Annotated in this window: 19 protein-coding genes and 1 pseudogene; 8 read left to right on the top strand and 12 right to left on the bottom strand. The window is 71.8% G+C overall.

What is annotated here, in order from left to right; translation table 11 throughout:
• Both OG764_RS15710 and nuoN read left to right on the top strand, forming a co-directional pair.
• Window positions 1-1,575 (top strand): NADH-quinone oxidoreductase subunit M, encoded by a 1,575-nt coding sequence (locus OG764_RS15710; RefSeq protein ID WP_328969036.1) that lies wholly within the window; start codon window positions 1-3, stop codon window positions 1,573-1,575.
• 23 nt (window positions 1,576-1,598) lie between these two features.
• Entirely contained in the window at window positions 1,599-3,233 is a 1,635-nt protein-coding gene (nuoN, locus tag OG764_RS15705; protein ID WP_328973026.1) for an NADH-quinone oxidoreductase subunit NuoN, read from the top strand.
• Window positions 3,234-3,301: 68 nt separating this feature from the next.
• On the opposite strand, the gene OG764_RS15700 is transcribed toward nuoN, so the two are convergent.
• Together OG764_RS15700 and fahA are read right to left on the bottom strand one after the other, a co-directional pair.
• On the bottom strand, window positions 3,302-3,895 hold the full coding sequence (locus tag OG764_RS15700; protein ID WP_328969035.1) for a Uma2 family endonuclease: 594 nt from the start codon (window positions 3,893-3,895) through the stop codon (window positions 3,302-3,304).
• A gap of 172 nt (window positions 3,896-4,067) precedes the next feature.
• Window positions 4,068-5,294, bottom strand: a complete 1,227-nt coding sequence (gene fahA / locus OG764_RS15695) for a fumarylacetoacetase (protein WP_328969034.1) — start codon at window positions 5,292-5,294, stop codon at window positions 4,068-4,070.
• Between the two features lie 192 nt (window positions 5,295-5,486).
• Between fahA and OG764_RS15690 the strand changes: the two genes are divergently transcribed.
• On the top strand, window positions 5,487-6,281 hold the full coding sequence (locus tag OG764_RS15690) for an HAD family hydrolase (protein ID WP_328969033.1): 795 nt from the start codon (window positions 5,487-5,489) through the stop codon (window positions 6,279-6,281).
• Window positions 6,282-6,351: 70 nt separating this feature from the next.
• Here OG764_RS15690 and OG764_RS15685 read toward each other — a convergent pair whose 3' ends face one another.
• Window positions 6,352-8,355, bottom strand: a complete 2,004-nt coding sequence (locus OG764_RS15685) for a CocE/NonD family hydrolase (RefSeq protein WP_328969032.1) — start codon at window positions 8,353-8,355, stop codon at window positions 6,352-6,354.
• Window positions 8,356-8,383: 28 nt separating this feature from the next.
• Window positions 8,384-9,901, bottom strand: coding sequence for a peptide MFS transporter (locus OG764_RS15680; protein ID WP_443056220.1), 1,518 nt, complete (start codon window positions 9,899-9,901; stop codon window positions 8,384-8,386).
• A 187-nt stretch (window positions 9,902-10,088) separates the two neighbouring features.
• On the opposite strand from OG764_RS15680, the gene OG764_RS15675 reads away from it, so the two are divergent.
• The 4 genes from OG764_RS15675 to OG764_RS15660 all read left to right on the top strand — a co-directional run bounded on the left by OG764_RS15675 (window position 10,089) and on the right by OG764_RS15660 (window position 13,757).
• Window positions 10,089-11,099 carry a polyprenyl synthetase family protein gene (locus OG764_RS15675; protein ID WP_328969031.1) on the top strand — a complete coding sequence of 337 codons (1,011 nt, stop codon included), beginning with the start codon at window positions 10,089-10,091 and terminating at the stop codon, window positions 11,097-11,099.
• Between the two features lie 672 nt (window positions 11,100-11,771).
• Window positions 11,772-13,043: a LolA family protein gene (locus tag OG764_RS15670; protein ID WP_328969030.1), complete on the top strand. Its 1,272-nt coding sequence runs from the start codon at window positions 11,772-11,774 to the stop codon at window positions 13,041-13,043.
• A gap of 97 nt (window positions 13,044-13,140) precedes the next feature.
• A complete protein-coding gene (locus tag OG764_RS15665) occupies window positions 13,141-13,344 on the top strand; it encodes a hypothetical protein (RefSeq protein ID WP_328969029.1) in 204 nt (67 codons plus the stop codon).
• Complete coding sequence (locus OG764_RS15660) at window positions 13,341-13,757, top strand: hypothetical protein (RefSeq protein ID WP_328969028.1); 417 nt, start codon at window positions 13,341-13,343, stop codon at window positions 13,755-13,757. Before OG764_RS15665 ends, OG764_RS15660 begins: the two co-directional genes overlap by 4 nt.
• On the opposite strand, the gene OG764_RS15655 is transcribed toward OG764_RS15660, so the two are convergent.
• From OG764_RS15655 to OG764_RS15645, 3 genes are all read right to left on the bottom strand, one after another.
• Entirely contained in the window at window positions 13,754-15,070 is a 1,317-nt protein-coding gene (locus tag OG764_RS15655) for a M28 family metallopeptidase (protein WP_328969027.1), read from the bottom strand. The genes OG764_RS15660 and OG764_RS15655 overlap by 4 nt on opposite strands.
• 187 nt (window positions 15,071-15,257) lie before the next feature.
• Window positions 15,258-16,340, bottom strand: coding sequence for an EamA family transporter RarD (gene rarD / locus OG764_RS15650; RefSeq protein WP_328969026.1), 1,083 nt, complete (start codon window positions 16,338-16,340; stop codon window positions 15,258-15,260).
• A 92-nt stretch (window positions 16,341-16,432) separates the two neighbouring features.
• Complete coding sequence (locus tag OG764_RS15645; RefSeq protein ID WP_328969025.1) at window positions 16,433-17,299, bottom strand: SDR family oxidoreductase; 867 nt, start codon at window positions 17,297-17,299, stop codon at window positions 16,433-16,435.
• A 122-nt stretch (window positions 17,300-17,421) separates the two neighbouring features.
• Here OG764_RS15645 and OG764_RS15640 point away from each other — a divergent pair.
• Window positions 17,422-17,751, top strand: a pseudogene (locus OG764_RS15640) (winged helix-turn-helix transcriptional regulator); the annotation flags it as partial.
• A gap of 154 nt (window positions 17,752-17,905) precedes the next feature.
• Here OG764_RS15640 and OG764_RS15635 read toward each other — a convergent pair.
• The 5 genes from OG764_RS15635 to OG764_RS15615 all read right to left on the bottom strand — a co-directional run bounded on the left by OG764_RS15635 (window position 17,906) and on the right by OG764_RS15615 (window position 25,243).
• On the bottom strand, window positions 17,906-18,985 hold the full coding sequence (locus OG764_RS15635) for a 2-oxoacid:ferredoxin oxidoreductase subunit beta (protein ID WP_328969024.1): 1,080 nt from the start codon (window positions 18,983-18,985) through the stop codon (window positions 17,906-17,908).
• Entirely contained in the window at window positions 18,978-20,921 is a 1,944-nt protein-coding gene (locus OG764_RS15630) for a 2-oxoacid:acceptor oxidoreductase subunit alpha (protein WP_328969023.1), read from the bottom strand. Before OG764_RS15630 ends, OG764_RS15635 begins: the two co-directional genes overlap by 8 nt.
• A gap of 205 nt (window positions 20,922-21,126) precedes the next feature.
• Window positions 21,127-21,786: a response regulator transcription factor gene (locus OG764_RS15625; RefSeq protein ID WP_328973024.1), complete on the bottom strand. Its 660-nt coding sequence runs from the start codon at window positions 21,784-21,786 to the stop codon at window positions 21,127-21,129.
• A gap of 375 nt (window positions 21,787-22,161) precedes the next feature.
• Window positions 22,162-23,472, bottom strand: a complete 1,311-nt coding sequence (locus OG764_RS15620; RefSeq protein ID WP_328969022.1) for a sensor histidine kinase — start codon at window positions 23,470-23,472, stop codon at window positions 22,162-22,164.
• Between the two features lie 571 nt (window positions 23,473-24,043).
• Window positions 24,044-25,243 (bottom strand): sensor histidine kinase, encoded by a 1,200-nt coding sequence (locus OG764_RS15615; RefSeq protein ID WP_328969021.1) that lies wholly within the window; start codon window positions 25,241-25,243, stop codon window positions 24,044-24,046.
• Between the last annotated feature and the right edge of the window lie 104 nt (window positions 25,244-25,347).

The following is a 25,347-nucleotide window of genomic DNA, read 5'->3' as shown; positions in this document are numbered from 1 at the left end:
ATGAGTTTCCCGCTTCTGACGGCGACGGCCGCGCTGCCCGCGGCCGGAGCGATCCTGACGGCGGCCGTACCGGCCGCCCGCCGGACCGCCGCCAAGTGGCTCGCGCTGTTCTTCTCGCTGGCCACGCTCGCACTCGCGGTCGTCGTGGCCGTCCGCTTCGAACCGGGCGGCGACCGCTACCAGCTCACCGAGTCGCACTCCTGGATCAAGGACTTCGGCGTCCGGTATGAACTGGGCGTCGACGGCATCGGGGTGGCGCTGATCGCGCTGACCGCGCTGCTGATCCCGTTCGTCATCGCTGCCGGCTGGCACGACGCCGACCCGCTGGAGACGTCCAGCTCCCGCTGGCGGCCGACGCAGGGCTTCTTCGCCCTGATCCTGATGGTCGAGGCGATGGTGATCATCTCCTTCGCCGCCACCGACGTCTTCGTCTTCTACATCTTCTTCGAAGCCATGCTGATCCCGATGTACTTCCTCATCGGGGGCTTCGGCGACCGGGCTCACGCGGGCTCCGACGAGAACGCGGCCGCGCAGCGCTCGTACGCGGCGGTCAAGTTCCTCCTCTACAACCTGGCCGGCGGCCTCATCATGCTGGCCGCCGTCATCGGGCTGTACGTGGTCGCCGGGAGCTTCTCGCTCCAGGACATCACCGCGGCCCGCGCCGCCGGCACCCTCGACATCGCGACCAACACCGAACGCCTGCTGTTCCTCGGCTTCTTCTTCGCCTTCGCGGTGAAGGCCCCGCTGTGGCCGCTGCACACCTGGCTGCCCAACGCGATGGGCGAGGCCACCGCACCGGTGGCCGTGCTCATCACCGCGGTGGTCGACAAGGTCGGCACGTTCGCGATGCTCCGCTTCTGCCTGGGCCTGTTCCCCGAGGCCAGCAAGTGGGCCACCCCGGTGGTCCTGGTCCTGGCCCTGATCAGCATCGTCTACGGCGCGCTGCTCGCGGTCGGCCAGCGGGACATCAAGCGGCTGGTGGCCTACGCCTCCATCTCGCACTTCGGCTTCATCATCCTGGGCATCTTCGCGATGACCTCCCAGGGCCAGTCCGGCGCGACCCTCTACATGGTCAACCACGGACTGAGCACCGCCGCCCTGATGCTGGTCGCCGGTTTCCTGATCTCGCGGCGCGGCTCGCGGCTCATCGCCGACTACGGCGGCGTGCAGAAGGTGGCCCCGGTCCTCGCCGGCACCTTCCTGATCGGCGGCCTCGCCACCCTGTCGCTGCCCGGCCTCGCCCCGTTCGTCAGCGAGTTCCTGGTCCTGGTCGGCACCTTCGCCCGGTACCCGGTGGCCGGCATCGTCGCCACCCTCGGCATCGTCCTCGCCGCGCTCTACACGCTGGTGCTCTACCAGCGCACGATGACCGGCCCCGTCAAGGACGAGTCGATCGGCTCGATGCCCGACCTGAAGCTGCGCGAAGTGCTGGTCGTCGCACCGCTGATCGCGCTCCTGATCGGCCTGGGCGTCTACCCCAAGCCGCTCACCGAGATCGTCAACCCGGCCGTCGAGCACACGATGTCCGATGTCAAGCAGCATGACCCCGAGCCCGAGGTGGAGGCGGCGAAGTGAGCACCGTGACTGCTGTCCAACACATGACGGGCCTCTGGTCGGCCGCTGCCGACCCGATCGAGCGGATCCCGGCCCCGCACATCGAATACGCCCAGCTCTCACCCACGCTGATCGTGATCGGCGCGGCGATCCTGGGCGTCCTCGTCGAGGCCTTCGTACCGCGCAGGTCCCGCTACCACGTCCAGGTGTTCCTGACGGTCGCCGCCCTCGCCTCGGCCTTCGCGGCCGTGGTGGGGCTGGCCGCCGGCGGGTACGGCTCCACCAAGGCGCACATCGCCGCGATGGGCGCCGTCGCCGTGGACGGCCCGGCGCTCTTCCTCCAGGGCGTCATCATCCTGGCGTCCGTGGTCGCCGTGTTCACCTTCGCCGAGCGCCGGCTCGACCCGGCGGCGCACGGCAACCGGGTCGACTCCTTCGCCGCCCAGGCGGCCTCCGTCCCGGGCAGTGACAGCGAGAAGGCCGCGGTCAAGGCGGGCTTCACCACCACCGAGGTGTTCCCGCTCGCCCTGTTCGCGGTCGCCGGCATGCTGATCTTCCCGGCGGCCAACGACCTGCTGACCCTGTTCGTCGCGCTGGAGGTCTTCTCCCTCCCGCTGTACCTGCTCTGCGCCGTCGCCCGCCGCCAGCGGCTGATGTCGCAGGAGGCCGCGGTGAAGTACTTCCTGCTCGGCGCGTTCTCCTCGGCCTTCCTCCTCTTCGGAATCGCGCTGCTCTACGGGTACGCGGGCTCGGTCTCGTACGCGCGCATCGCCGACGTGGTCGACGGCACGGTCACGAACATCGACCCGGCGCTGGCCACCACCATGGGCAACGACGCGCTGCTGCTGATCGGCAGCGCGCTGATCCTGATGGGCCTGCTCTTCAAGGTCGGCGCGGTGCCGTTCCACATGTGGACCCCGGACGTGTACCAGGGCGCGCCCACCCCGGTCACCGGCTTCATGGCCGCCGCCACCAAGGTCGCCGCGTTCGGCGCGCTGCTGCGGCTGCTGTACGTGGTGCTGCCCGGGCTGCGCTGGGACTGGCGGCCGGTCATGTGGGGCGTCGCCATCGTCACCATGCTGGCCGGTGCGGTCATCGCCGTCACCCAGACCGACGTCAAGCGGCTGCTCGCCTACTCCTCCATCGCGCACGCCGGTTTCATCCTGGCCGGTGTGATCGCCACCTCCGAGGAGGGCGTGTCGTCGGTGCTGTTCTACCTCGCCGCGTACTCCTTCGTGACGATCGGCGCGTTCGCAGTGGTCACGCTGGTGCGCGACGCGGGCGGCGAGGCCACGCACCTGTCCAAGTGGGCGGGGCTGGGCCGGCGTTCGCCGCTCACCGCGGCGGTCTTCGCGGTCTTCCTGCTGGCCTTCGCCGGCATCCCGCTGACCTCGGGCTTCGCGGGCAAGTTCGCGGTGTTCAAGGCCGCGGCGGAAGGCGGCGCGGGCGCACTGGTCGTGGTCGGTGTCATCTCGTCCGCGATCGCCGCGTTCTTCTACATCCGGGTGATCGTCCTGATGTTCTTCAGCGAGCCGAAGGCGGACGGCCCGACCGTGACCGTCCCCTCGCCGCTGACCATGACGACCATCGCGATCGGCGTCGCGGTCACGGTGGTGCTCGGTGTGGCGCCGCAGTACTTCCTGGACCTGGCGGGTCAGGCGAGCACCTTCGCCCGCTGACCGCTTTCATCCACGCCGAAGGGCCCGGCCCCTGTTGTTCGGGGAGCCGGGCCCTTCGGCGTGTGTGGCTACTGCGGCCGACCGCGCTTCGCGGTGATGTCGTCGAGGTCGAGGTCGATCGGGAAGGGCACGGAGACCTTCAGGCGGTCGTGGAAGATCCCGGTGGCGACGTAGACGCCGGTGGTCGGTTCGAGCTCGAAGACGTAGACGACTGCCCGGCCGCCCGAGTTCTCGACCCGCCAGTAGTGGGGGATCTTGGCCCGGGCGTACTTCAGCGGCTTGGTCTCGCGGTCGCGGTCGACGGACTCGGCGGAGACCACTTCGATCGCCAACTGGACGGTCTGGGCCGGGACCCGTGTCTGATCGAGGTCCAGGTCGTCCTCGTCAGGAATGACGATCACGTCCGGCTCGGGCCGGTTGCGGCGGTCGATGTCGATGGTGAACTCCCGGAGCACCTCCAGCCCCTCCGGTGCGAGGGAGCGGAGCTGCCACTCGAAGAAACCCACCGCGCGCAGGTGGAATCGGGTCTGTGGACTCACGAAGACGAGGCTCCCGTCGATCAGCTCCGTATGCGGAGGCAGGTTCGGAAGCGTGTCCAGGTCGTCAGCGGTCCAGCCGCCCTCCGGGGGGATCGGCCAGTGGTACTGGGGATCGACGCTCATAGGTGGTGCTCCCATGCCACGGAGTCTCGCGGGTGTGTCCAGCGTATCGCCGGGAATCGCCCGCACCTCGCCCGCATGTGTGAATGGCATATGCGCGTTCCCGTGTGAGGGAGCGGCCCTTCCGGCTCGCTCGCCCGGAGGCGGGCGGGCCGGAAGGGCCGGAAGACCGGTGTCAGCCGACCGCCGGGGTGATGGTGCCCGTGACCTCGCCGAGGCCGATGCGGGTGCCGTCCGGGCCCGGGGCCCAGGCGGTCATGGTCACCGTGTCGCCGTCCTCCAGGAAGGTGCGCTTGCCGTCGGCCAGCTCGATCGCGTCCCGGCCGTTCCAGGTCAGCTCCAGCAGCGAGCCGCGCTGGCCCGTCTCGGGGCCGCTCACGGTGCCCGAGCCGTAGACGTCGCCGGTGCGCAGCGAGGCGCCGTTGACGGTCATGTGCGCCAGCTGCTGGGCCGCGGTCCAGTACATGGTCTCGAACGGCGGGGTCGCGACCTCCTCGCCGTTGATCGCCACGGAGATCCGTACGTCGAAGCCGCCGGGGCGGGCGTCGGCGTCGTCGAGGTAGGGCAGCAGCGGGAAGTCGCGCGCGGGCGGGGTCACCCGGGCCGCGTCCAGGGCCTCCAGCGGGGTCACCCACGCGGACACCGACGTCGAGAAGGACTTGCCGAGGAAGGGGCCCAGGGGCACGTACTCCCAGGCCTGGATGTCGCGGGCGGACCAGTCGTTGAGGAGGAACAGTCCGAAGACGTGGTCCTCGAAGGCGTCCAGCGGCACCGGGCGGCCCAGCTCGGAGGGGGTGCCGACGACGAAGCCGACCTCGGCCTCGATGTCGAGCTTGATGCTGGGGCCGAAGACCGGGGCCGGGTCCGCGGGCGTCTTGCGCTGCCCGGAGGGGCGTACGACGTCGGTGCCCGAGACCACGAGGGTGCCGGCGCGGCCGTGGTAGCCGATCGGCAGGTGCTTCCAGTTCGGGGTGAGGGCGTCGCCGTCCGGCCGGAACATCTTCCCGACGTTGGTGGCGTGGTACTCGCTCGCGTAGAAGTCGACGTAGTCGGCGACCTCGTACGGCAGGTGCATGACCGCCGCGTCGAGGGGCACCAGCAGCGGCTCGACGGCGGCGCGGTGGGCCGGGTCGGTCACCCAGGCGGTGAGCTCGGCGCGCACCGCGGTCCACACCGGGCGTCCGGCGGCGAGCAGCGGGTTGAGGGAGGGCTCGGCGAGCAGCGCGGCGTGCGGGGAGCCGAGGGCGGCCGCGGCGGCGCCCGCGTCGAGCACGTGGCCGCCGATCCGCACCCCGATGCGCCGGCGCTGCGGCTCGTCCGCGGTGGTGAACACGCCGTAGGGGAGGTTGTGCGGCCCGAACGGGTCGCCCTCGGGGAGGTCGAGGGGGCTCTGCTGGGGCATGGGGTGCTGCCTCGCTTCCATGGTGTCCGCGGTGGTCTCCGCGCTTGCGGGGCGCCGGATCCCGGGTGTCCCGGCGATTCCTGTGCGAGACCATAGGTTACGTGGCCGGCGGGGCGCACGGGAGGCCGGATTCGCGCCCTATTTATAGGACTTGTACCGACGGATCCTGATCTCCGTCCGTATCCTTGGCGCGTGTCATACGCCTTGATCGCCACCGACCTCGACGGCACCCTGCTCCGCGCCGGAGACACCGTCTCACCCCGCTCGTACGAGGCGCTCGCGCGGGCGCGCGCTACGGGCGCACAGCACATCGTGGTCACCGGCCGGCCCGTCCCGCAGGTCCGCCACGTGCTCGACGGCCTCGGGTACACCGGCCTCGCGGTCTGCGCGCAGGGCGCGCAGGTCTACGACGCGGCGGCCGACCGGATGCTGCACTCCGTGCCGATGGACCGGGAGCTCGCCGAGGTGGCCCTCGGGAAGATCGAGGCGGAGATCGGCGAGGTGTACGCGGCCGTCAACCGCGAGGGCATCGACGCGGAGATGCTGATAGGGCCCGGCTACCGGATGTGGCACCCGCACCTGCCGACGGTCCGGGTGCCCCGGCGCGCCGACCTGTGGTCGGCCTCCATCAACAAGGTGCTGCTCCAGCACCCGCGGCTCGACGACGACGAACTGACCCGGGTGGCGCGCGCGGTGGTCGGCGACCTGGTGAACGTGACGATGGCGGGCGAGCACACGGTGGAGCTCCAGCCGCCCGGCATCGACAAGGCCAGCGGGCTGGCCATCGCGGCGGCCGAGCTGGGCCTGCCCGCCGCCGCCACGATCGCCTTCGGCGACATGCCCAACGACATCCCGATGTTCGCCTGGGCGGCCCACGGGGTGGCGATGGCGAACGCGCACGACGAGCTGAAGGCGGTCGCGGACGAGATCACCCTCTCGAACGAGCAGGACGGCATCGCGACCGTCCTGGAACGCCTCTACGGCTAGTGGGGCCGGAGCGGGAAGCCCCGCCCCGGCCGCGTCAGCCCACGCCCGTGTCGGCCCGCCCGCGCCCGCGTCAGCCCGCCTCGCGGGGGATCCGGCGCTCCCAGGTGCGGTGGAAGACGACCTCCTCGCCGTCCCGGCAGACCAGCTCGTTCGAGGTGAGGAACGCCCCCTCGTCGCAGCCGATCTCCGAACGGGTCTCGATCCGCGTGTCCCAGCCCAGGTCCGGCCGGTGCAGCCGGATCCGCCACTCGGACCGGGTCCGCGCCGACAGCGGGTCGGCCTCCTGGATCGTGTAGGTCTCCAGCGCGTCCTCGGAGAACTCCAGCCCGTCCGGGTAGACCCGGGTGCCGCCGTACCGGGGGTCGACCTCCAGCCGCCACACCCCGCGCGCCACGTCCCGTACGACCAGCCGTTCGGGGCGCGGCTCGTCCAGGGTCTCCGGGAAGGACACGCCCAGCGGTGCGGACTGCTCGGGCGGCTCGAAAGGGGTGCCGGGTCCGGGGCCGGCCGCCGGATCGCGCACCGGCAGGTCCAGGGAGCTGCCGGCCGGGTCCACGGTCCAGCCGGCCTCGGAGCCGGGCCGCGGCCAGATCCACGGCCAGTACGCGGAGGACAGCGCGAGCCGGATCCGGTGGCCGGGCGGGAAGGCGTGCCCGATGCCGTTGAGCTCGAAGGAGACGTCCTGGACGGCGCCGGGCGGCCAGGACCGCGCCCGGTCGCGGCCCTCCCGGGCGGACAGGTTGAGCGCGCCACGGGTGACGAGCGTGGACGACCCGTCGGGGGCGACGTCGCAGAGCCGGGCGATCACCTGGCCGTGCGGCACGTCCATCCGCAGCCGGACCGTCACCCGGGGCCGTCCCAGCACCTCCACCGGGGCGTCCGTGACCGGGAACTCGAAACACGCCGACCTGGCGTCCTCCTCGCGCTGGTCGGGCGGCAGGTCGGCGTCGTTGCCGAAGGGGAAGAAGCGGCCCGCGTCCACCCCGGTGTGCTGCGGCGAGGCGACGACGACGGGCGGGCCCTGGAGCGCGTACCGGACCGGGGTGACCGCGGGGGAGGGCCAGGCGTCGTCGCCGACCCAGCGGCCGGGCAGCTCGGCGTAGCTGGTCGCGGGCGGGTGCGGGTCGCTGATCCAGGACCGCAGCAGCGGCTCGGCCAGCACCCCGGTGTCCTCGCCCTTCAGCCAGTGGTCCCACCAGCGCAGGGTCTCCTGGAGGAAGCCGATCGCCGGGCCCGGCGGCAGCCCGCGGTCCGGGTACTGGTGCGACCAGGGGCCGATCAGCCCGCGCACCCGGTCCTTCGGCAGGTGCTCGACCAGCCGCAGGACGGTGTCCCGGTACGGGTCGTGCCAGCCGCCCACGGCCAGCACCGCGGCGCCGATCGCGGCGTAGTCCTCGCAGACGCTGCCGTGCTTCCAGTAGGCGTCGCGGGTCTGGTGGGCCAGCCAGGTGTCGACGAGCGGCTCGACGGCGTCCAGCCGCGCCAGCCACTGCTCCCGCCAGCCGTCGCCGACGTGGCGCGGGTCCGGCGGCCGGGCCGCGAAGGCCAGCATCGTCGCCGCCCACGCGTGCATGTCGACGGCCAGCACCGACCCGCCCATGTAGTGCACGTCGTTGTCGTAGCGGTCGTCGGTGGAGCAGACCGTCACGACGGCCTTCAGCGGCTCGGGGGCCAGGGCGGCGATCTGGAGGGAGTTGAAGCCGCCCCAGGAGATGCCGAACATGCCGACGGAGCCCGTGCACCAGGGCTGCGCCGCCAGCCACTCCACGACCGCGACGCCGTCGGCGAGTTCCCGGGCGTCGTACTCGTCGCCGGGGCGGCCTTCGCTGTTGCCGTGCCCGCGCACGTCGACGCGCACGGAGGCGTAGCCGTGGCCGGCGTACCAGGGGTGGCGCTGCGCGTCGCGGGGCGCGGTCCAGTCGGTCAGCCGGTACGGCAGGTACTCCAGCAGCGCGGGAACGGGTTCGTCCGTCAGCGGCCGCCAGATCCGCGCGTACAGCCGGGCCCCGTCGGGCATGGGGATGCGGACGTCGTCGTGGGTGGTCTCGTACGGGAACGCGGTACGGATGATCATCGTCGGCGCCTTGTCGGTGGACGGGTCCTCAGTGGACGGGGTGCATCGTGCGCCGCAGCCACGGCGCGAGGGCGATGACGGCCAGGCCGGCGGCGATCGCGATGGCGCCGTTGACGCCGAAGTAGGCGGGCGTGGAGACCTCGCCGTAGAGCTTCACGACCTGGGCCTGGATGCCGTTCGCGAGGGCCAGCGAGAGGAACCACAGGGCCATGGTCTGGCTGCCGAAGGCCTTGGGCGCCAGCTTGGTCGTCGCCGACATGCCCGAGGTCTCCAGCAGGATGTCGCCGAGGCCGAGCAGCAGGTACGAGCCGACGATCCACCAGGCCGCCATCGTGTACGAGTCGTCGGGGTGCCCCGAGGTGGGCAGGACCATCAGCAGGAACGACAGGCCGCCGAGGATCACGCCGATGGCGATCTTGTTGGAGGCGTGCGGCTGGCGCGGGCCCATCCGCGCCCAGACGGCCGCGACCACCGGGGCGAGCGCCACCTCGAACGCGCCGAGCGCGGAGGCGTACCAGCTCGCCGGGAAGTCGAAGCCGAGGATCGTGGTCCGGGCGTTCGTCGAGGCGAGCAGCATCATCGTCGAGTACGCCTGGAAGAGGATGAAGTTGAAGGCGACGGAGGCGAGGAAGAGCACCACGTACGGGCGCAGCCGGCCGCGCTCCTCGGGAGTCACCCGGGGGCTGCGGAACATCACCGTGAAGTACGCGACCGGGGCGATCACCGAGACGAGGGTGAGCACGTCCACGAACCGGTCCATGGTCAGCCAGCCGGCGGCGGCCAGCAGCCCGCACAGCACCGCGAGGGCCAGCAGCCCGCCGACGATCAGCCGGACGGCGCGCCGCATGGCGTCCGGGGCGAGCGCGAACTCGGCGGAGTGCTTGCGCCCGGCGAGGTGGCGGCGGCCGGCCACGTACTGGACCAGGCCGGCCGTCATGCCGACGGCGGCCGCGGAGAAGCCCCAGTGCCAGCCCTTGTGGTCGCCGAGCCAGCCGGTGATCAGCGGGCCCGCGAAGGCGCCGATGTTGATGCCCATGTAGTAGAGGGCGAAGCCGGCGTCCCGGCGGTCGTCGTCGGTGCGGTACAGCTTGCCGACCATGGTGGCGACGTTGGGCTTGAGCAGGCCGGTGCCGGCGCTGATCAGGCCGAGGCCGGCCCAGGTGGCGGCGGCGCTCGGCACGGCCATCGTGTAGTGGCCGCAGGCGATCAGGACGCCGCCCCAGAGGACGGCGCGGTACGAGCCGAGGATCCGGTCGGCGAGCCAGCCGCCGGCGACGGACACGAGGTAGACCATGGTTCCGTAGGCCGCCGCTACGGAGGCCGCGGTTCCGGGAGACATCCCCAGCCCGCCGTGTGCGACGGTGTCCGCGAAGTAGAGGACGAGGATGGCCTGCATGCCGAGGAACGAGAACCGCTCCCAGACCTCCAGCCCGGAGAGGGTCGCCAGGCCCCGGGGGTGCCCGAGGAAGGCGTGGTCGTCGGCCGCCGGCGGCTGGTCCGCCGCCGGATCCGGCTCCGGTTCACCGGGCTGTAGGTCGGTCGTAATTCTGGACAAAACTCTCTCTCCCGTATTTATGGGCTGCCCATGAACATACCGGGGCTGTTCGGGCATTGCGCGGGAGGTGGCGCCCGGGTGCTCTCGGTGATCGAAAATGGACCGGATACGCTGCCTTGAGTGATGGCAGCGACACATCGACAATCCGTGTGATCGTCAGCAGACAGGAGTACCCCTCGTGACCGTCGTCGGGCCGTTCGGACTGAGCGTGCGGGACCAGGCTCTTGAGACCGATGTCCAGGCCGGACTGGCCGCCGTCGAGGAGGGTCTGCTCGAAGCCACCAAGAGCGAGGTCCCCTTCATCACGGAGGCGGCCCAGCACCTGATCCGCGCCGGCGGCAAGCGCTTCCGGCCGCTGCTGGTGATGCTCGCGGCCCGGTTCGGCGACCCGTACGCGCCCAGGATCGTGCCCTCCGCCGTCGTGGTGGAGCTCACGCACCTGGCGACGCTGTACCACGACGACGTCATGGACGAGGCCGACGTGCGGCGCGGGGTGCCCAGCGCCAACACCCGCTGGGGCAACTCCGTCGCCGTCCTGACCGGCGACTTCCTCTTCGCGCGCGCCTCGCACATCCTGGCCGACCTCGGCCCGGAGGCCGTCCGCATCCAGGCCGAGGCCTTCGAACGGCTCGTCACCGGCCAGATCCTGGAGACCGCCGGCCCGCGCGACGGTCGCGACCCGGTCGAGCACTACCTCGACGTGATGGCGGGCAAGACCGGCTCCCTGGTCGCCGTCTCCTGCCGGTTCGGCGCGATGATGGCCGGCGCCGACGAGGGCGTCGTCGACGTCCTCACCCAGTACGGCGAGCGGCTCGGCGTCGCCTTCCAGCTGGCCGACGACGTCCTGGACATCGCCTCCGACTCGCACGAGTCCGGCAAGACCCCCGGCACCGACCTGCGCGAGGGCATCCCCACGCTGCCGGTGCTGCGGCTGCGCGAGATCGCGGAGCGGGACGGCCGGGCCGAGGACCTCGAACTCCTCGAACTCCTCGACGGGGACCTGACCGACGATGCGCGGCACGCGGAGGCGCTGGCGCGGCTGCGGGTGCATCCGGCGCTGGACATGGCCCGGCGGGACACGGTCCGCTATGCGCAGGAGGCGCGTGCTGCGCTGGCCCCGCTCCCCGAGTGCTTCGCCAAGTCCGCGCTCGTGGAACTCTGCGACGCCGTAGTCCACCGAGCCGGCTGAACCCCCCCCGCCCGACCGGCTGCCCCCCGGCTCCGCCGTCTGACCCTGCGCCACCTTCAGCCTCGCCGGCTGACCTGGCGCCGCCTTCAGCCTCGCCGGCTGCCCGGGTGACAACTCCCAGCCTCGCCGGCTGGCCGAGGGGCAACTCCCAGCCTCGCCGTCTGACCCTGCGCCACCTTCAGCCTCGCCGGCTGACCTGGCGCCGCCTTCAGCTTCGCCGGCTGCCCGGGTGGCAACTCCCAGCCTCGCCGGCTGGCCGAGGGGCAACTCCCAGCCTCGCCGGCGTTTGAGGCGCGGGTCCGGGCGGAGCCCGGTGCCCGGCGGAGCCGGGTTGCTCTTGGGGCTCCGCCTCAAACCCCGCGCCTCAAACGCCGGCGAGGCTGAAGATGGCCCGCTCGGGCTGAGGTTCGCCTCAAGGGCCGGCGAGGCCCGGGGTGGGCCTTTGGGGGTGGGGTTTCCCCTACGGGATGGGGGAGCTGGGGGTGTTGGTTGTCATCCCTGCGTAGTACGCGGAGTTGATTCCGCGGTCTGACGCTTTGCCGCGCCCGATTTGGTCAGATGGAACCACACCATCCCCACCACATCGGGTGAAGCAGGCGGCGCGGGGTGGACGTGCACACGCACACGTACATACGGGCAGGCGCCGCCGTACACAGAGGTAGGGCAGCAGACATGGCACCGAACGACGCACAGACTCCGGTCGACGGCCCCGAAGCGGTCGCAGACCTCCGCGCGGGCCGCCGCAAGGCAGCACGGTACGTCGTACCGATCGCGGTCGCGGGTGTGGCCGCGGCGACCATCGCGGCCGTCCCGGCCCTGGCCAACGCCGGCGGCCCCGACCTCCCCAAGGTCACCGCGCAGCAGCTCATCGAGAAGATCGCCGCCTCGGACGTGGAGCAGCTGTCGGGCACCGCGAAGATCAGCACGGACCTGGGCCTGCCGTCCCTGGCGGGCGGTCTGCTCGGCGGCCTGGGCGGCGGGTCGGGCGCCGGCGGCTCCGGCTCCGCGAGCCCCGAGCAGAAGCTCACCGAGCTGGCCACCGGCACCCACACCATCCGGGTCGCGGCCGACGGCCCGGACCGCCAGAAGCTCACCTTCCTGGACGGCAAGGACCAGTACAGCCTCGTCCACAACGGCCGCGACGTGTGGGGCTGGGACAGCAAGTCGAACCAGGTCTTCCACGAGCGCCAGGACGGCGCCCCGGAACACCGGGCGGAGAAGAAGACCGCCGACCGGATGCCGGGCACCCCGCAGCAGCTCGCCCAGGAGGTGCTGAAGGCCGCCGGCACGACCACCACCGTGAGCGTCGGCGACACCGCGCAGGTGGCCGGCCGGGACGCCTACCAGCTGGTCCTGACGCCCAAGCAGAGCGGCTCCACCGTCGGCTCCGTACAGATCGCGGTGGACGCGAAGAACGGCGTGCCGCTGCGCTTCCGGCTGCTGTCGTCCGGCGGCGGCAAGCCGATCGTGGACGCGGGCTTCACCAAGGTCGACTTCGGCAAGCCGGCCGCGGACACCTTCGCCTTCACCCCGCCCAAGGGCGCCGAGGTGACCGAGGGCGGCGAGGAGGGCGACGGCGCCGGCCACGAGGAGTGGACGGGCCCGGGCATGCTCGACTCCCTGCCGGGCCTGGGCGGCATCGCCGGCGGCGCGGCCGGCGAGGGCCCCAAGGACGTGAAGGTCCTCGGCGAGGGCTGGGCGTCCGTCGCGCGGATCCAGGTGCCGGGCGGCAAGGGCCTGAACGCGGTCGAGGAGAGCAAGGACGTCCCCAAGGAGGCCCAGCAGTTCCTGGACGCGCTCGGCGACAAGGTCTCCGGGAAGTTCGGCGAGGGCCGGGTCTTCTCGACCCGCCTGGTCAACGCGCTGATCACGGACGACGGCACCGTCTACGTCGGCGCCGTCACCAAGGACGCACTCGTGAAGGCGGCCGACTCCGCCAAGTGACCCGGCGCGGCGCGGGGGTGGCCCGGGGCAGTGTGTCCCCGGCCACCCCGGCGCCGTTCCGGTCCTGCGTACAGCGCGCCCGCTGTACGGTGACGTCATGTCGAGACACGTCACCATCCGCCTGGACGAAGAGTTCCACGACCGCCTCAAGGCGCGTGCGGCGGCGCTGGGGACGACCGTCACCGCGCTGATCACCGAGGTCACCGAGCGCGAACTTGACGAGGACCGGCGCAGTTTCCTCACCGGTGTCGAGGAGTTCGCGGACCACTGGGGCTACTTCCAGGAGCGGTTCGGGAATTGAAGATCACCATGGAGTGGGCCTGGACCGCTCTGGCCCACCATCTGCCCTCCGACCCGGCCGTCTGGGACCCCTCCGGGGTCGAGGCGGCGGTCGCCCGGCACCAGAGTGACCTGGTGCTCGTGCCCGAACAGCCCGCCCCCGACACGGCCTGGCGGGCCGCCGCGTTCCTGCACACGCTCGCGGTGTGCCCTGCGCTGGCCTCGCCGATGAACGAGTTCTACGCGGCCGCGGCCACCCGCTCGTACCTGCGGGTGGCCGGGGCCCGTACGCTTCCTTCGCCCGAGGACCTCGGCGACCTCGTCGAGGCCGCGAAGCTCGGCCGGGCCGACATCGCGGCGGTGGCCGAGGAGCTGCGCGCCCGCATCCGCGAACCGCTGTCCCCGGCCCCGCCGCCGTCCGACCGGCCGGACTAGAAGGTGATCTTCCAGCTGTTGATGTAGCCGACGTCCTGTCCGGCCAGGTCCTTCACCTGGAGTTTCCAGACGCCGTTGGCGACCTCGCTGGAGGCGTTCACGGTGTACGACTGGACGAGGTTGTCGGCGCTGCCGCCGGTGCGGTTGTGCAGGGTGTAGACGGTGCCGTCGGGGGCGACCAGGTCGACCTTCAGGTCACCGATGTAGGTGTGGACGATGTTGACGTCCACCTTGGTGGTGGCGGGCGCGTTGCCCGTGACGCCGGAGGCCGTGATCGGCGAGGTGACGGCCGCTCCCGGGGAGTCCGGGATGTTCACGTCCGCGGTGTTCTCGAAGGACGGGCCGGGCGGGACCGGAGTGCTCGCACCCAGGTTCCAGATCGCGTACGCGACGGCGTCGCTGTTGCGGTCCAGGGCGGTGTCGTTGATGTTCGTCGTGGTGTCGCACGACGAGTGGTAGCACCGGTCGAAGGCCTGGCCGGAGGTGCCGCCCCACTTCTGGGCCTGCGCCGCGGTCTTGGCGTTGCTCGCGCCCGTGAACAGACCGCCGACGGGTATGCCCACGTTCTTGAAGGAGGCGTGGTCGGAGCGGCCGTCGCCCTCCGTCTCGATCTCGGTGGGTACGCCGAGGCCCGAGAAGTACGTCTTGAACGTCTGCTCGATGGTGGGGTCGTCGTCGTAGACGAAGTAGCCCGGGTTCGGCGAGCCGATCATGTCGAAGTTCAGGTAGCCGGAGACCTTCGCGCGCTCGGCGGCCGGCAGGTTGTTCACGTAGTACTTCGAGCCGATCAGGCCCAGCTCCTCCGCGCCCCACCAGCCGAAGCGCAGGTGCTTGGTGGGCTGCAGCCCGGCCCGGGAGACGGCCAGCGCGGTCTCCAGGACGGCCGCGGAACCGGAGCCGTTGTCGTTGATGCCGGCGCCGGAGCTCACCGAGTCCAGGTGGGAGCCGGCCATCAGCACCGAGTTCGGGTCGCCGCCCGGCCAGTCGGCGATGAGGTTGTAGCCGGTGGCGCCGCTGGAGGTGAAGGTCTGCAGGGTCGTCGTGTACCCGGCCGCGTCCAGCTTGGCCTTCACGTAGTCGATCGACGCCTTGTAGCCGGTGCGGCCGTGGGCGCGGTTGCCGCCGTTGTTCGTGGCGATCGTCTGGAGCTGCGTCAGGTGTGCCTTGACGTTGGCCAGCGGGATGTCGGGCGGGGTGGGGGCGGCGGTCGCCGCGGCGGGGGCGGCGAGTGCGCCGGGGGCGGTCGAGGCGACGAGACCGGCAACCGCGAGTGCGGCGGCAGCGGCCAGACGCCCGGAAACGGAGAAGCTCATGTGGGGGCTCCGGGATTCCGTACGGGGATGGGAACGGAACGTGCGGGGATAGAGCGTCTGTGCGAGCCCGATGTTCAGCGAGAGTGTGACACCCCGTCAAGAGCGGAATCCGGTCAGCCTTGTTCGTCAAACGGACAGTCGCCCGCACCCCTGGGGGTGCGGGCGACTGCTGGGGTATATGGGGTGGTTACGCGGGTTCCCGGGCGGCGGACACGGAGGTCCCGCTTCCGGGTGCGGCGACACCCGTCGACGCGGTTTCGGCCACGGCTTGAGTCGCGGTTCCGGCGGCGGCTTCGCCCGTGACGGCTCCGGTGGCTGTGGCTGCGGTGGCCCCGGCCCCGGCGGTGTCCGCCGTTCGGGCCGCGAGGGCGGCGGCCGCCGCGCGGTTCCGCCGGGCCGTGCGCAGGGCGTCCCAGGTGAGCAGTACCAGCGCGGCCCAGACCAGGCCGAAGCCCGCCCACCGCTCCGGCGGCATCGCCTCGTGGAAGTAGACGACGCCCAGGGCGAACTGGAAGACCGGGGCGAGGTACTGGAGCAGGCCCAGCGTGGACAGCGGCACCCGGATCGCGGCCGCCCCGAAGCAGACCAGCGGCACGGCCGTGACGATGCCGGTCGCGGCGAGCAGGGCCAGGTGCCCGCCGCCCTGGCTGGTGAAGGTGGACTCGCCGGTGGAGCCCAGCCACAGCAGGTAGCCCAGGGCGGGCAGGAACTGGACGGCGGTCTCGGCGGCCAGCGATTCCACGCCGCCGATGTTGATCTTCTTCTTGATCAGGCCGTACGTGGCGAACGAGAAGGCCAGGACCAGCGAGATCCACGGCGGCCGGCCGTATCCGACGGCGAGCACGAGCACCGCCGCGAAGCCGATGCCGACCGCGGTCCACTGGGCGGGCCGCAGTCGTTCGCCGAGGATCAGGACGCCCATCGCGATGGTGACCAGCGGGTTGATGAAGTAGCCGAGGGAGGCCTCGACCACCTGGCCCGCGTTGACCGCCCAGATGTACACGCCCCAGTTGACGGTGATCACGGAGGCCGCGACCGCGGTCAGGGCGAGCTTGCGGGGCTGGCGCAGCAGGTCGCGTATCCACCCCCAGCGCCGCATCACCAGCAGGGCGACGGCGACGAAGCCGAGCGACCACACCATCCGGTGGGCGAGGATCTCGATCGCGCCGGACGGCTTGAGCAGTGGCCAGAACAGGGGGACCAGCCCCCACATTCCGTACGCGCCGAATCCGTAGAGCAAACCTGCCCGCTGCTCGCTGCCTGACTTCACGGGCCCTCCTGGACGACTTCAAGCCAACCTGACGACCGTAGCGCCGCGAAGGCCCTTCTGTCATGCCCAAAGTAGCGAGATGCTCATGACACTCAGAGGGCCGCCGCGGTGAGTGCCTCGTCGATCGCGTCCGTGACCGGGGTCGTCGGGCGGCCGATCAGCCGGGACAGGTCCCCGCTGGTGCCGGCGAGCCGCCCGCGCGCGATCGCGGCGTCCACGTCGACGAGGATCGCGGCCATCGGCTCGGGGACCCCGACACCGGTCAGGACCGACAGGTGCGCGTCGGCCGACACGTTCGCGTACGAGACCTCCCGGCCGGAGCGGGCCGCGACCTCGGCCGCGTACTCCGCCAGGCTCCAGGCGGTGTCACCGCTGAGTTCGTACGCCCGGCCCAGGTGGCCCTCGCCGGTCAGCACCGCGGCCGCGGCGGCCGCGTAGTCGGCGCGGGCCGCGGAGGCGATCCGGCCCTCGCCGGCGCTGCCCACCACCGCGCCGTGCGCCAGCACCGGGCCCAGCTGGGCCGTGTAGTTCTCGTGGTACCAGCCGTTGCGCAGGAAGGTGTGGGGCAGGCCCGAGTCGAGGACCGCCCGCTCGGTGGCCCGGTGCTCGGCGGCCAGCTCGAAGTCGGCCTCGGGGCCGCCGAGGATCCCGGTGTACGCGAGCTGGGCCACCCCGGCCGCCTTCGCGGCCTCGATCACGGCGGTGTGCTGGGGGATCCGCCGGCCGACCTCGCTGCCGGAGATCAGCAGCACCCGGTCGCCGGCCCGGAAGGCGCCGGCGAGGGCGGCCGGGTCGCCGTAGTCGGCCACCCGCAGCTCCACGCCCTGCGCGGCCAGGTCCGCGGCCTTCTTCTCGTCGCGTACGACCGCGGCGATGCCGGCGGCGGGGACGGTGGCCAGCAGCTCCCGGATGACGAGGCGGCCGAGGGCTCCGGTGGCTCCGGTGACGACGATGCTCATGGTTGTCTCCCGTGTCGAGGGCGTGTTCTCGTGGTGGGCACCACCCTACGGAGAGCGCTATCCATTCGTAAGTACCCACTTTGAAGTAAGGTACTGGTGTGGAAGTAAGTGTGAAGGCCCCGATGTGCCCCTCGCGCGGCGTGCTCGAACACGTCACCAGCCGCTGGGGCGTGCTGGTGCTGGCCGCGCTCTTCGAGCGCTCGTACCGCTTCAGCGAGCTGCGCCGCGAGGTCGGCGGGGTCAGCGAGAAGATGCTGGCCCAGACCCTCCGCACGCTGGAGCGCGACGGCTTCGTGCTGCGCGACGCCAAGCCGGTGATCCCGCCCCGGGTGGACTACTCGCTCACCGCCATGGGCCGGGAGGCCGCCGAGCAGGTCTGGGCGCTGGCCCGCTGGACCGAGCACCGCACCGCCGACGTGCAGCGGGCCCGGGCGGCGTACGACGGGGTCCGGACGGCACCCGGCGAGGCCGTGACACCGGACGGCGGGGCCGGGACGGCGAAGGGCGAGGCCGTGACACCGGACGGCGGGGCCGGGACGGCACGCGGCCAGGCCCGGACCTCCTGAGGGAGATCCGGGCCTCGTGCGCCGTGCGGGCGGTGCGGCGTCAGCCGACGACCGTCCACGTGTCGTTGCCGGTGAGGAGCCGGCTCAGGTCGCCCTTGCCGTTCTGCTCGATGGCGGTGTCCAGCTGGTCCGACATCTGCGTGTCGTAGACGGCCCGCTCCACGCTGCGGAACACACCGATCGGCGTGTGGTGCAGGGTGTCCGGGTCGGCCAGCCGGGACAAGGCGAACGCGGTGGTCGGGCTGGCCGTGTGCGCGTCGTGGACCAGGATCCGCGACTCGTTCTCCGGGGTCACCTCGACGACCTGGAGGTCGCCGGTGGCCGGGTCCCGCACCACACCCTTGTGCAGGTCCACGCCGAAGCGGATCGGCTGCCCGTGCTCCAGCCGGATCACGGCCTCCTGCGCCTGCTCGTTGTCCTTGAGGACCTCGAACGCGCCGTCGTTGAAGATGTTGCAGTTCTGGTAGATCTCGACCAGCGCCGTGCCGTTGTGGTCGGCGGCGGCGCGCAGCACCTCGGTGAGGTGCTTGCGGTCGGAGTCCACGGTCCGGGCCACGAAGGAGGCCTCGGCGCCGATCGCGAGGGACACCGGGTTGAAGGGCGCGTCCAGCGAGCCCATCGGGGAGGACTTGGTGAGCTTGCCGACCTCGGAGGTCGGCGAGTACTGGCCCTTGGTCAGACCGTAGATCCGGTTGTTGAACAGCAGGATCTTGAGGTTGACGTTCCGGCGCAGGGCGTGGATCAGGTGGTTGCCGCCGATGGACAGCGCGTCGCCGTCACCGGTGACCACCCACACGCTCAGGTCCCGGCGCGAGGACGCGAGGCCCGTCGCGATGGCCGGGGCGCGGCCGTGGATCGAGTGCATCCCGTACGTGTTCATGTAGTACGGGAAACGCGACGAGCAGCCGATGCCCGAGACGAAGACGATGTTCTCCTTCGCCAGGCCCAGCTCGGGCATGAAGCCCTGGACCGCGGCGAGCACCGCGTAGTCGCCGCAGCCCGGGCACCAGCGGACTTCCTGGTCGGACTTGAAGTCCTTCATCGACTGCTTGGCCTCGGCCTTGGGCACGAGGGAGAGCAGGGAGTGGTGGGAGGCGGGTTCCGCCGTCGTCTCAGACATCGATGGCCTCCTTGAGAACCGTCGCGAGCTGCTCCGCCTTGAACGGCATTCCGTTGACCTGGTTGTACGACTGCGCGTCGACCAGGTACTTCGCCCTGATCAGGGTGGCGAGCTGGCCGAGGTTCATCTCCGGAACCACTACCTTGTCGTAACGCTTCAGGACCTCGCCCAGATTCCGGGGGAACGGGTTGAGGTGGCGCAGGTGGGCCTGCGCGATGGGGGCCCCGGCGAGCCGCAGCCGGCGCACGGCCGCCGTGATCGGGCCGTACGTGGAGCCCCAGCCGATGACCAGGGTCCGGGCGTTGTCGGGGTCGTCGACCTCGACGTCCGGGACGTCGATGCCGTCGATCTTGGCCTGCCGGGTGCGGACCATGAACTCGTGGTTGGCCGGGTCGTAGGAGATGTTGCCCGTGCCGTCCTGCTTCTCGATGCCGCCGATCCGGTGCTCCAGGCCCGGAGTGCCCGGCACCGCCCAGGGGCGGGCCAGGGTCTGCGGGTCCCGCTTGTACGGCCAGAAGACCTCGGTGCCGTCCGCGAGCTCGTGGTTCGGGCCGGTCGCGAACTGGACCCGCAGGTCGGGCAGGTCGTCCAGGTCCGGGATCCGCCACGGCTCGGAGCCGTTGGCGAGGTAGCCGTCGGACAGCAGGAAGACCGGCGTCCGGTAGGTCAGCGCGATCCGGGCCGCGTCCAGCGCCGCGTCGAAGCAGTCGCCGGGCGTCTTCGGGGCGACCACCGGGACCGGGGCCTCGCCGTTGCGCCCGTACATGGCCTGCAGCAGGTCGGCCTGCTCTGTCTTGGTCGGCAGACCGGTGGACGGGCCGCCGCGCTGGATGTCCACGATCAGCAGCGGCAGCTCCAGGGAGACCGCCAGGCCGATGGCCTCCGACTTCAGCGCCACGCCGGGGCCGGAGGTGGTGGTCACCGCGAGGGAGCCGCCGAAGGCGGCGCCGAGCGCCGCGCCGATGCCCGCGATCTCGTCCTCGGCCTGGAAGGTGCGCACGCCGAAGTTCTTGTGCTTCGACAGCTCGTGCAGGATGTCCGAGGCCGGGGTGATCGGGTAGGAGCCCAGGTAGAGCGGCAGGTCGGCCTGACGGCCGGCCGCGATCAGGCCGTAGGACAGGGCCAGGTTCCCGGAGATGTTGCGGTACGTGCCGGTGGGGAACGCCTTGGTCGCGGGGGCGACCTCGTACGAGACCGCGAAGTCCTCGGTGGTCTCGCCGAAGTTCCAGCCCGCGCGGAAGGCCGCGACGTTCGCCTCGGCGATCTCGGGCTTCTTCGCGAACTTCGCCCGCAGGAACTTCTCGGTGCCCTCGGTCGGCCGGTGGTACATCCAGCTGAGCAGGCCCAGCGCGAACATGTTCTTGCTGCGCTCGGCCTCCTTGCGGGACAGCCCGAAGTCCTTCAGGGCCTCGACCGTCAGCGTGGTCAGCGGCACCGGGTGGACGTTGTACGCCTCCAGCGAGCCGTCTTCCAGCGGGGAGGTCTCGTAGCCCACCTTGGCCATCGGCCGCTTGGTGAACTCGTCGGTGTTGACGATGATCTCCGCGCCGCGCGGCACGTCGGCGATGTTCGCCTTCAGCGCGGCCGGGTTCATGGCGACCAGCACGTTCGGGGCGTCACCCGGAGTGAGGATGTCGTGGTCGGCGAAGTGCAGCTGGAAGGAGGAAACGCCCGGCAGCGTGCCGGCGGGCGCACGGATCTCGGCGGGGAAGTTCGGCAGCGTCGAGAGGTCGTTCCCGAACGACGCGGTCTCCGAGGTGAAGCGGTCACCGGTGAGCTGCATGCCGTCACCGGAGTCACCCGCGAAACGGATGATCACGCGGTCGAGGCGGCGGACTTCCTTCTCGCCGGAGGCCGCGGGCGTCCGCTGCTCGCCGACGACAGCCCCTGCTGCCCCGCCGGCCTGCTCGGCCGGGCTACTGACCTGGCTGGTCACTGAACTGGACCTCCTTCGAGGCGACGGCGTCCCAAGGCCAACCCTACGTCGGTAAGGGTGTCCTTCCCCGGGTCGCTCATTTTCTGGACCGCACTTTGAGACCTCGCGGCCCCCGGGTGCGGCTTGCCCTGGCGGTGGATTCTGCGCCACTCCGGTCAGCCGCCGGCAGCCCTCCGGCGCCGATATCTGACAGGGTGTCAGGTGTCTAGGAATTCAGATAGGTGAGCACGGCCAGCACACGCCGGTGATCCCCGTCACTGGGCGACAGGCCGAGCTTCATGAAGATGTTGCTCACGTGCTTCTCGACCGCTCCGTCGCTCACGACCAGCTGCTTCGCGACCGCGGAATTCGTACGGCCCTCGGCCATCAGGCCCAGCACCTCGCGCTCGCGGGGGGTCAGACCCGCGAGTACGTCCTGCTTGCGGCTGCGGCCCAGCAGCTGGGCCACGACCTCCGGGTCGAGCGCCGTGCCGCCCCGCGCCACGCGGACCACGGCGTCGACGAACTCGCGCACGTCGGCCACCCGGTCCTTGAGGAGGTAGCCCACCCCGGTGCTGGACCCTGCCAGCAGCTCGGTGGCGTACTGCTCCTCCACGTACTGCGACAGCACGAGCACGCCTATGCCGGGGTGCGTGGCGCGCAGCCGCACCGCTGCCCGCACCCCCTCGTCGGTGTGCGTGGGGGGCATCCGGACATCGGCCACCACCACGTCCGGCAGCGCGCCGTCCGCGGCCAGCCCGTCGATCGTCTTGATCAGCGCGTCGGCATCGCCGACGCCGGCGACGACGTCGTGCCCCCGGTCGGTCAGCAGCCGGGTCAGGCCATCACGGAGCAGCACCGAATCTTCGGCGATGACCACCCGCACCCTGTCGTCCACGATTTCGCGCCCCGCATTCGCTCGTTCTTACCTGGCAGAGCAAAGCATCCCAGTCTCGAGGCGGGACGGAGCGCAGATCGACCCACCGGGTGGGCGGAGTCCGGTCGGGGGTAGCGAATTCGCAGGTCAGAGGGGTTGTGGGGGTGCGCGTCGGAGCCCGGATCCGGGGTCGGATCCGGGCTCACGGACGGGCGTGTGAACGGGGCCGGACGCGGAGGCGCCCGGTCCGCACATGGCGGGGAAGTGACGGTCCGGGGCGGAAGGGCGGGGTCCGCACCTGCGGGGGCCGGTACGCGTCCGCACGCGCAGGCGCCGAGTCCGTAACGGTGCGGCGGAGTGCCGGTCCCGGCCGCAGGGGCGGGCTCAGCCGCGCCAGGGGAGCTCGGCGGTCACCCGGGTGCCGCCGGCCTCAGGCGACTCCACCACCAGCACCCCGTCCACCGCGCCGATCCGCTCCGCCAGCCCCGACAGCCCGCTGCCCGCCCCGGCCGCCGCACCCCCGCGCCCGTCGTCGGCGACCTGGATCAGCAGCCGGTCGGCCGCCCGCCACACCTCGATGCTCGCGGTGCGGGCCCGCGCGTGCTTGCTGATGTTCTGGAGCAGCTCGGAGACGGTGAAGTACGCGATCCCCTCGATCGCCGGAGCGGGCCGCACCGGCAGGTCCACCGAGACGCGCACCCCGCCCGGCACCGTGCACCGGGACGCCACCGCGGACAGCGCGGCGTCCAGTCCGCGGTCGGTCAGAACGGCCGGGTGGATGCCGCGGGCCAGGTCGCGCAGCTCCTGGAGGGCGATCTTCACCTCGCCGTGCGCCTCGTCGACCATCCGCGCCGCGGCCTGCGGGTCCTCCGCGAGCTTCTCCTTCGCCAGGCCCAGGTCCATGGCGAGGGCGACCAGCCGGGCCTGCGCGCCGTCGTGCAGGTCGCGTTCGATGCGGCGCAGGTCGGCGGCGGCGGTGTCCACGACCACGCCCCGGTCCGACTCCAGCTCGGTCACACGGGTCGCCAGCCGGGACGGCCCGAGCAGCCCGCGGATCAGCGCCCGGTCCACCCCCGCGAAGCCGCGTACCAGCCACGGCGTGACCAGGGTGAACCCCAGGCCGATCAACGAGGTCAGGGCGATCCGGGCGGGGGAGTCGAGGTAGAAGCTGTAGTCGCCGTTCTGGAACAGCTGGAGTCCCGGCTGGTCCGTGAAGGTCGGGAACACCCAGTGCCAGAGCGGGTACAACAGCAGCGCCCAGCCGTAGACCATGAAGACCAGGGCGACCGTGAACGTGAACACCGCCCACGGGAAGTGGATCACCGCGTAGAGCATGTGCCGCCACGAGGCGCCGCTCTTGAGCATCGCGCCCATCCAGCCGAACGCACCGCCCTTGCGGGCCCGCACCGGCTCCGGCGGCTCCACCTCGGTCCGCAGCAGCGCCCGCGCCCGGGCCCGCTCGACCGACCCGAACCCGCGGCACATCGCCAGCCCCGCGGCGAGCACCGGGATCCCCAGGAAGGTGACCAGCAGCCCCGCTCCGGCGCTGAGCGCGACGATCGCGAGCGAGAAGTACACGACGCTCAGTGGCAGGCCGAGCATCAGGTGCCCGAACTCCCGCCAGGTCCGTGCCTCGACCGGGGCGCGGAGCGCCGCGGGGAGCCGGTGGAGGGCCCCGCCCTTGTTGCTGTCCATGAGTCCGCCCGTCCGTCCGTGCGTCTGATCTGCCCGGTCCGCTTGGTCTGCTTGATCTGCCGTTTCCTGCCTGCACCAAGCCTCGCCGCCGGCACCCTTCCGGGGCCATGGAGCACGTCGGTGTCCCGATCGGGGGTTATCCCCACCCTGGGGACGGCGTGTGCGGCGCGCCTTCGGCCTGAGCGAGCCACTGCCGGCCCCGCCGGCGTTTGAGGCCCGGCCTCGGGCGGCGCCCGTCCCGGCCTCACCGGCGTTTGAAGCGGGGCACTGGGGCGACTTCCAGCCTCGCCGGCGTTTGAGGCGCGGGGTTTGGGGCGGAGCCCCAACGACCAACCCGGCTGACGCCGGGCACCGGGCTCCGCCCGGACCCGCGCCTCAAACGCCGGCGAGGCTGACGTCCGGAAAGGGGTCGCGGGCCTCGGCCCCGTACCGGTCAGGGGCGCGACTCCGTACGGGTCGGGGGCGTGACCCCCTACGGGTCAGGGGCGCGACCCCGTACGGCTCAGGCGCGCGACCCCGTACGGCTCAGGCGCGCGACCCCGTACGGCTCAGGCGCGCGACCCCGTACGGCTCAGGCGCGCACCGCAGGGCGGTCGCGCCACGGCAGCTCCGCCGTGACCACGGTGCCGCCGCCCTCGGGAGAGTCGACGAAGAAGACGCCGTCCACCGCACCCAGCCGTTCCGCGAGGCCGGCCAGCCCGGACCCGCGGTCCGTCCGCGCGCCCCCGCGCCCGTCGTCCGACACCCTGATCAGCACCCGCGGCCCGGCCCGCCACACCTCGACGCTCGCGGTGCCGGCCCGCGCGTGCTTGCTGATGTTCTGGAGCAGCTCGGAGACGGTGAAGTACGCGATCCCCTCGATCGCCTCCGCCGGCCGCGCCGGCAGGTCCACCGAGACGCGCACCCCGCCCGGCACCGTGCACCGCGAGGCCACCGCGGACAGCGCGGCGTCCAGTCCGCGGTCGGTGAGCACGGCCGGGTGGATGCCGCGGGCCAGGTCGCGCAGCTCCTGGAGGGCGATCTTCACCTCGCCGTGCGCCTCGTCGACCATCCGCGCCGCCGCGTCCGGGTCCTCCAGCAGCTTCTCCTTGGCCATGCCCAGCCCCATCGCGAGTGCGACCAGCCGGGCCTGCGCGCCGTCGTGCAGGTCGCGTTCGATGCGGCGCAGGTCGGCGGCGGCGGTGTCCACGACCACGCCCCGGTCCGACTCCAGCTCCGCGATGCGCCGTTCCAGCTCGTCCGACGGCGAGAGCAGCCCGCGCACCATCGCCCGGTCCAGCTGCGTCATCCCCCGCATCACGTACGGCAGCACCGGCCAGGCGACGAACACCCCGCAGGTCACCACCGCGAAGCAGAGCACGCCCCAGGGCAGCCGGATCGCGTCGTACAGCACGGTCCGCCAGGCCACCGGGTCCTTCAGGCTCGTCCACAGCCAGGGGAGGAGGCCCGCGAAACCCCCGCGCGCCGGGATAGGCGTCGGCTCGTCGACGCGGACGCCGAGCAGTACGCGGGCCCGCGCCCGTTCGAGCTTGCCCAGCTGCCGTGACCCGAGCAGACCGAATGCGAGCAGGGGCAGACCGACTGCGGTCACGGACAGCGCGCCCGCGACGCCAATCATGACAACTACGTAAACAAATCCGATGATCGTCATTGGAAGGTTGGTCAAGAGGTACGTCATCTCGCGCACCGTCGCCGCGGCGAACACGGGTCGTACGGGCGGCAGCCGGTCGTCGCTGCGGGAGTCGTCGGGGACGAGGATGGTCGCGGTCATGCGGGACAGCCTGCCGTGTCCTGCGCGGCTCGTGCCATGGGGTGGCCAGGGGACGGTGAACGGGGGATAACCCCACCCCGTGTGAGGCAGGCCCTAGACTCCCG

The sequence above is a fragment of the Streptomyces sp. NBC_00239 genome (genome assembly GCF_036194065.1).
Taxonomy (GTDB): Bacteria; Actinomycetota; Actinomycetes; order Streptomycetales; family Streptomycetaceae; genus Streptomyces.
Note: the sequence above shows the minus strand (reverse complement) of the source record. Positions and strands in the feature narration are given on the sequence as shown.

What these genes read in the sequence shown, in the direction of transcription:
- OG764_RS15655 (WP_328969027.1), bottom strand. Translation starts at nt 15,070, where the DNA reads ATGAGCTTCTCCGTTTCCGGGCGTCTGGCCGCTGCCGCCGCACTCGCG.
- OG764_RS15665 (WP_328969029.1), top strand. Translation starts at nt 13,141, where the DNA reads ATGTCGAGACACGTCACCATCCGCCTGGACGAAGAGTTCCACGACCGC.
- OG764_RS15670 (WP_328969030.1), top strand. Translation starts at nt 11,772, where the DNA reads ATGGCACCGAACGACGCACAGACTCCGGTCGACGGCCCCGAAGCGGTC.
- OG764_RS15710 (WP_328969036.1), top strand. Translation starts at nt 1, where the DNA reads ATGAGTTTCCCGCTTCTGACGGCGACGGCCGCGCTGCCCGCGGCCGGA.
- OG764_RS15615 (WP_328969021.1), bottom strand. Translation starts at nt 25,243, where the DNA reads ATGACCGCGACCATCCTCGTCCCCGACGACTCCCGCAGCGACGACCGG.
- OG764_RS15635 (WP_328969024.1), bottom strand. Translation starts at nt 18,985, where the DNA reads ATGTCTGAGACGACGGCGGAACCCGCCTCCCACCACTCCCTGCTCTCC.
- nuoN (WP_328973026.1), top strand. Translation starts at nt 1,599, where the DNA reads ATGACGGGCCTCTGGTCGGCCGCTGCCGACCCGATCGAGCGGATCCCG.
- OG764_RS15645 (WP_328969025.1), bottom strand. Translation starts at nt 17,299, where the DNA reads ATGAGCATCGTCGTCACCGGAGCCACCGGAGCCCTCGGCCGCCTCGTC.
- OG764_RS15620 (WP_328969022.1), bottom strand. Translation starts at nt 23,472, where the DNA reads ATGGACAGCAACAAGGGCGGGGCCCTCCACCGGCTCCCCGCGGCGCTC.
- OG764_RS15685 (WP_328969032.1), bottom strand. Translation starts at nt 8,355, where the DNA reads ATGATCATCCGTACCGCGTTCCCGTACGAGACCACCCACGACGACGTC.
- fahA (WP_328969034.1), bottom strand. Translation starts at nt 5,294, where the DNA reads ATGCCCCAGCAGAGCCCCCTCGACCTCCCCGAGGGCGACCCGTTCGGG.
- OG764_RS15700 (WP_328969035.1), bottom strand. Translation starts at nt 3,895, where the DNA reads ATGAGCGTCGATCCCCAGTACCACTGGCCGATCCCCCCGGAGGGCGGC.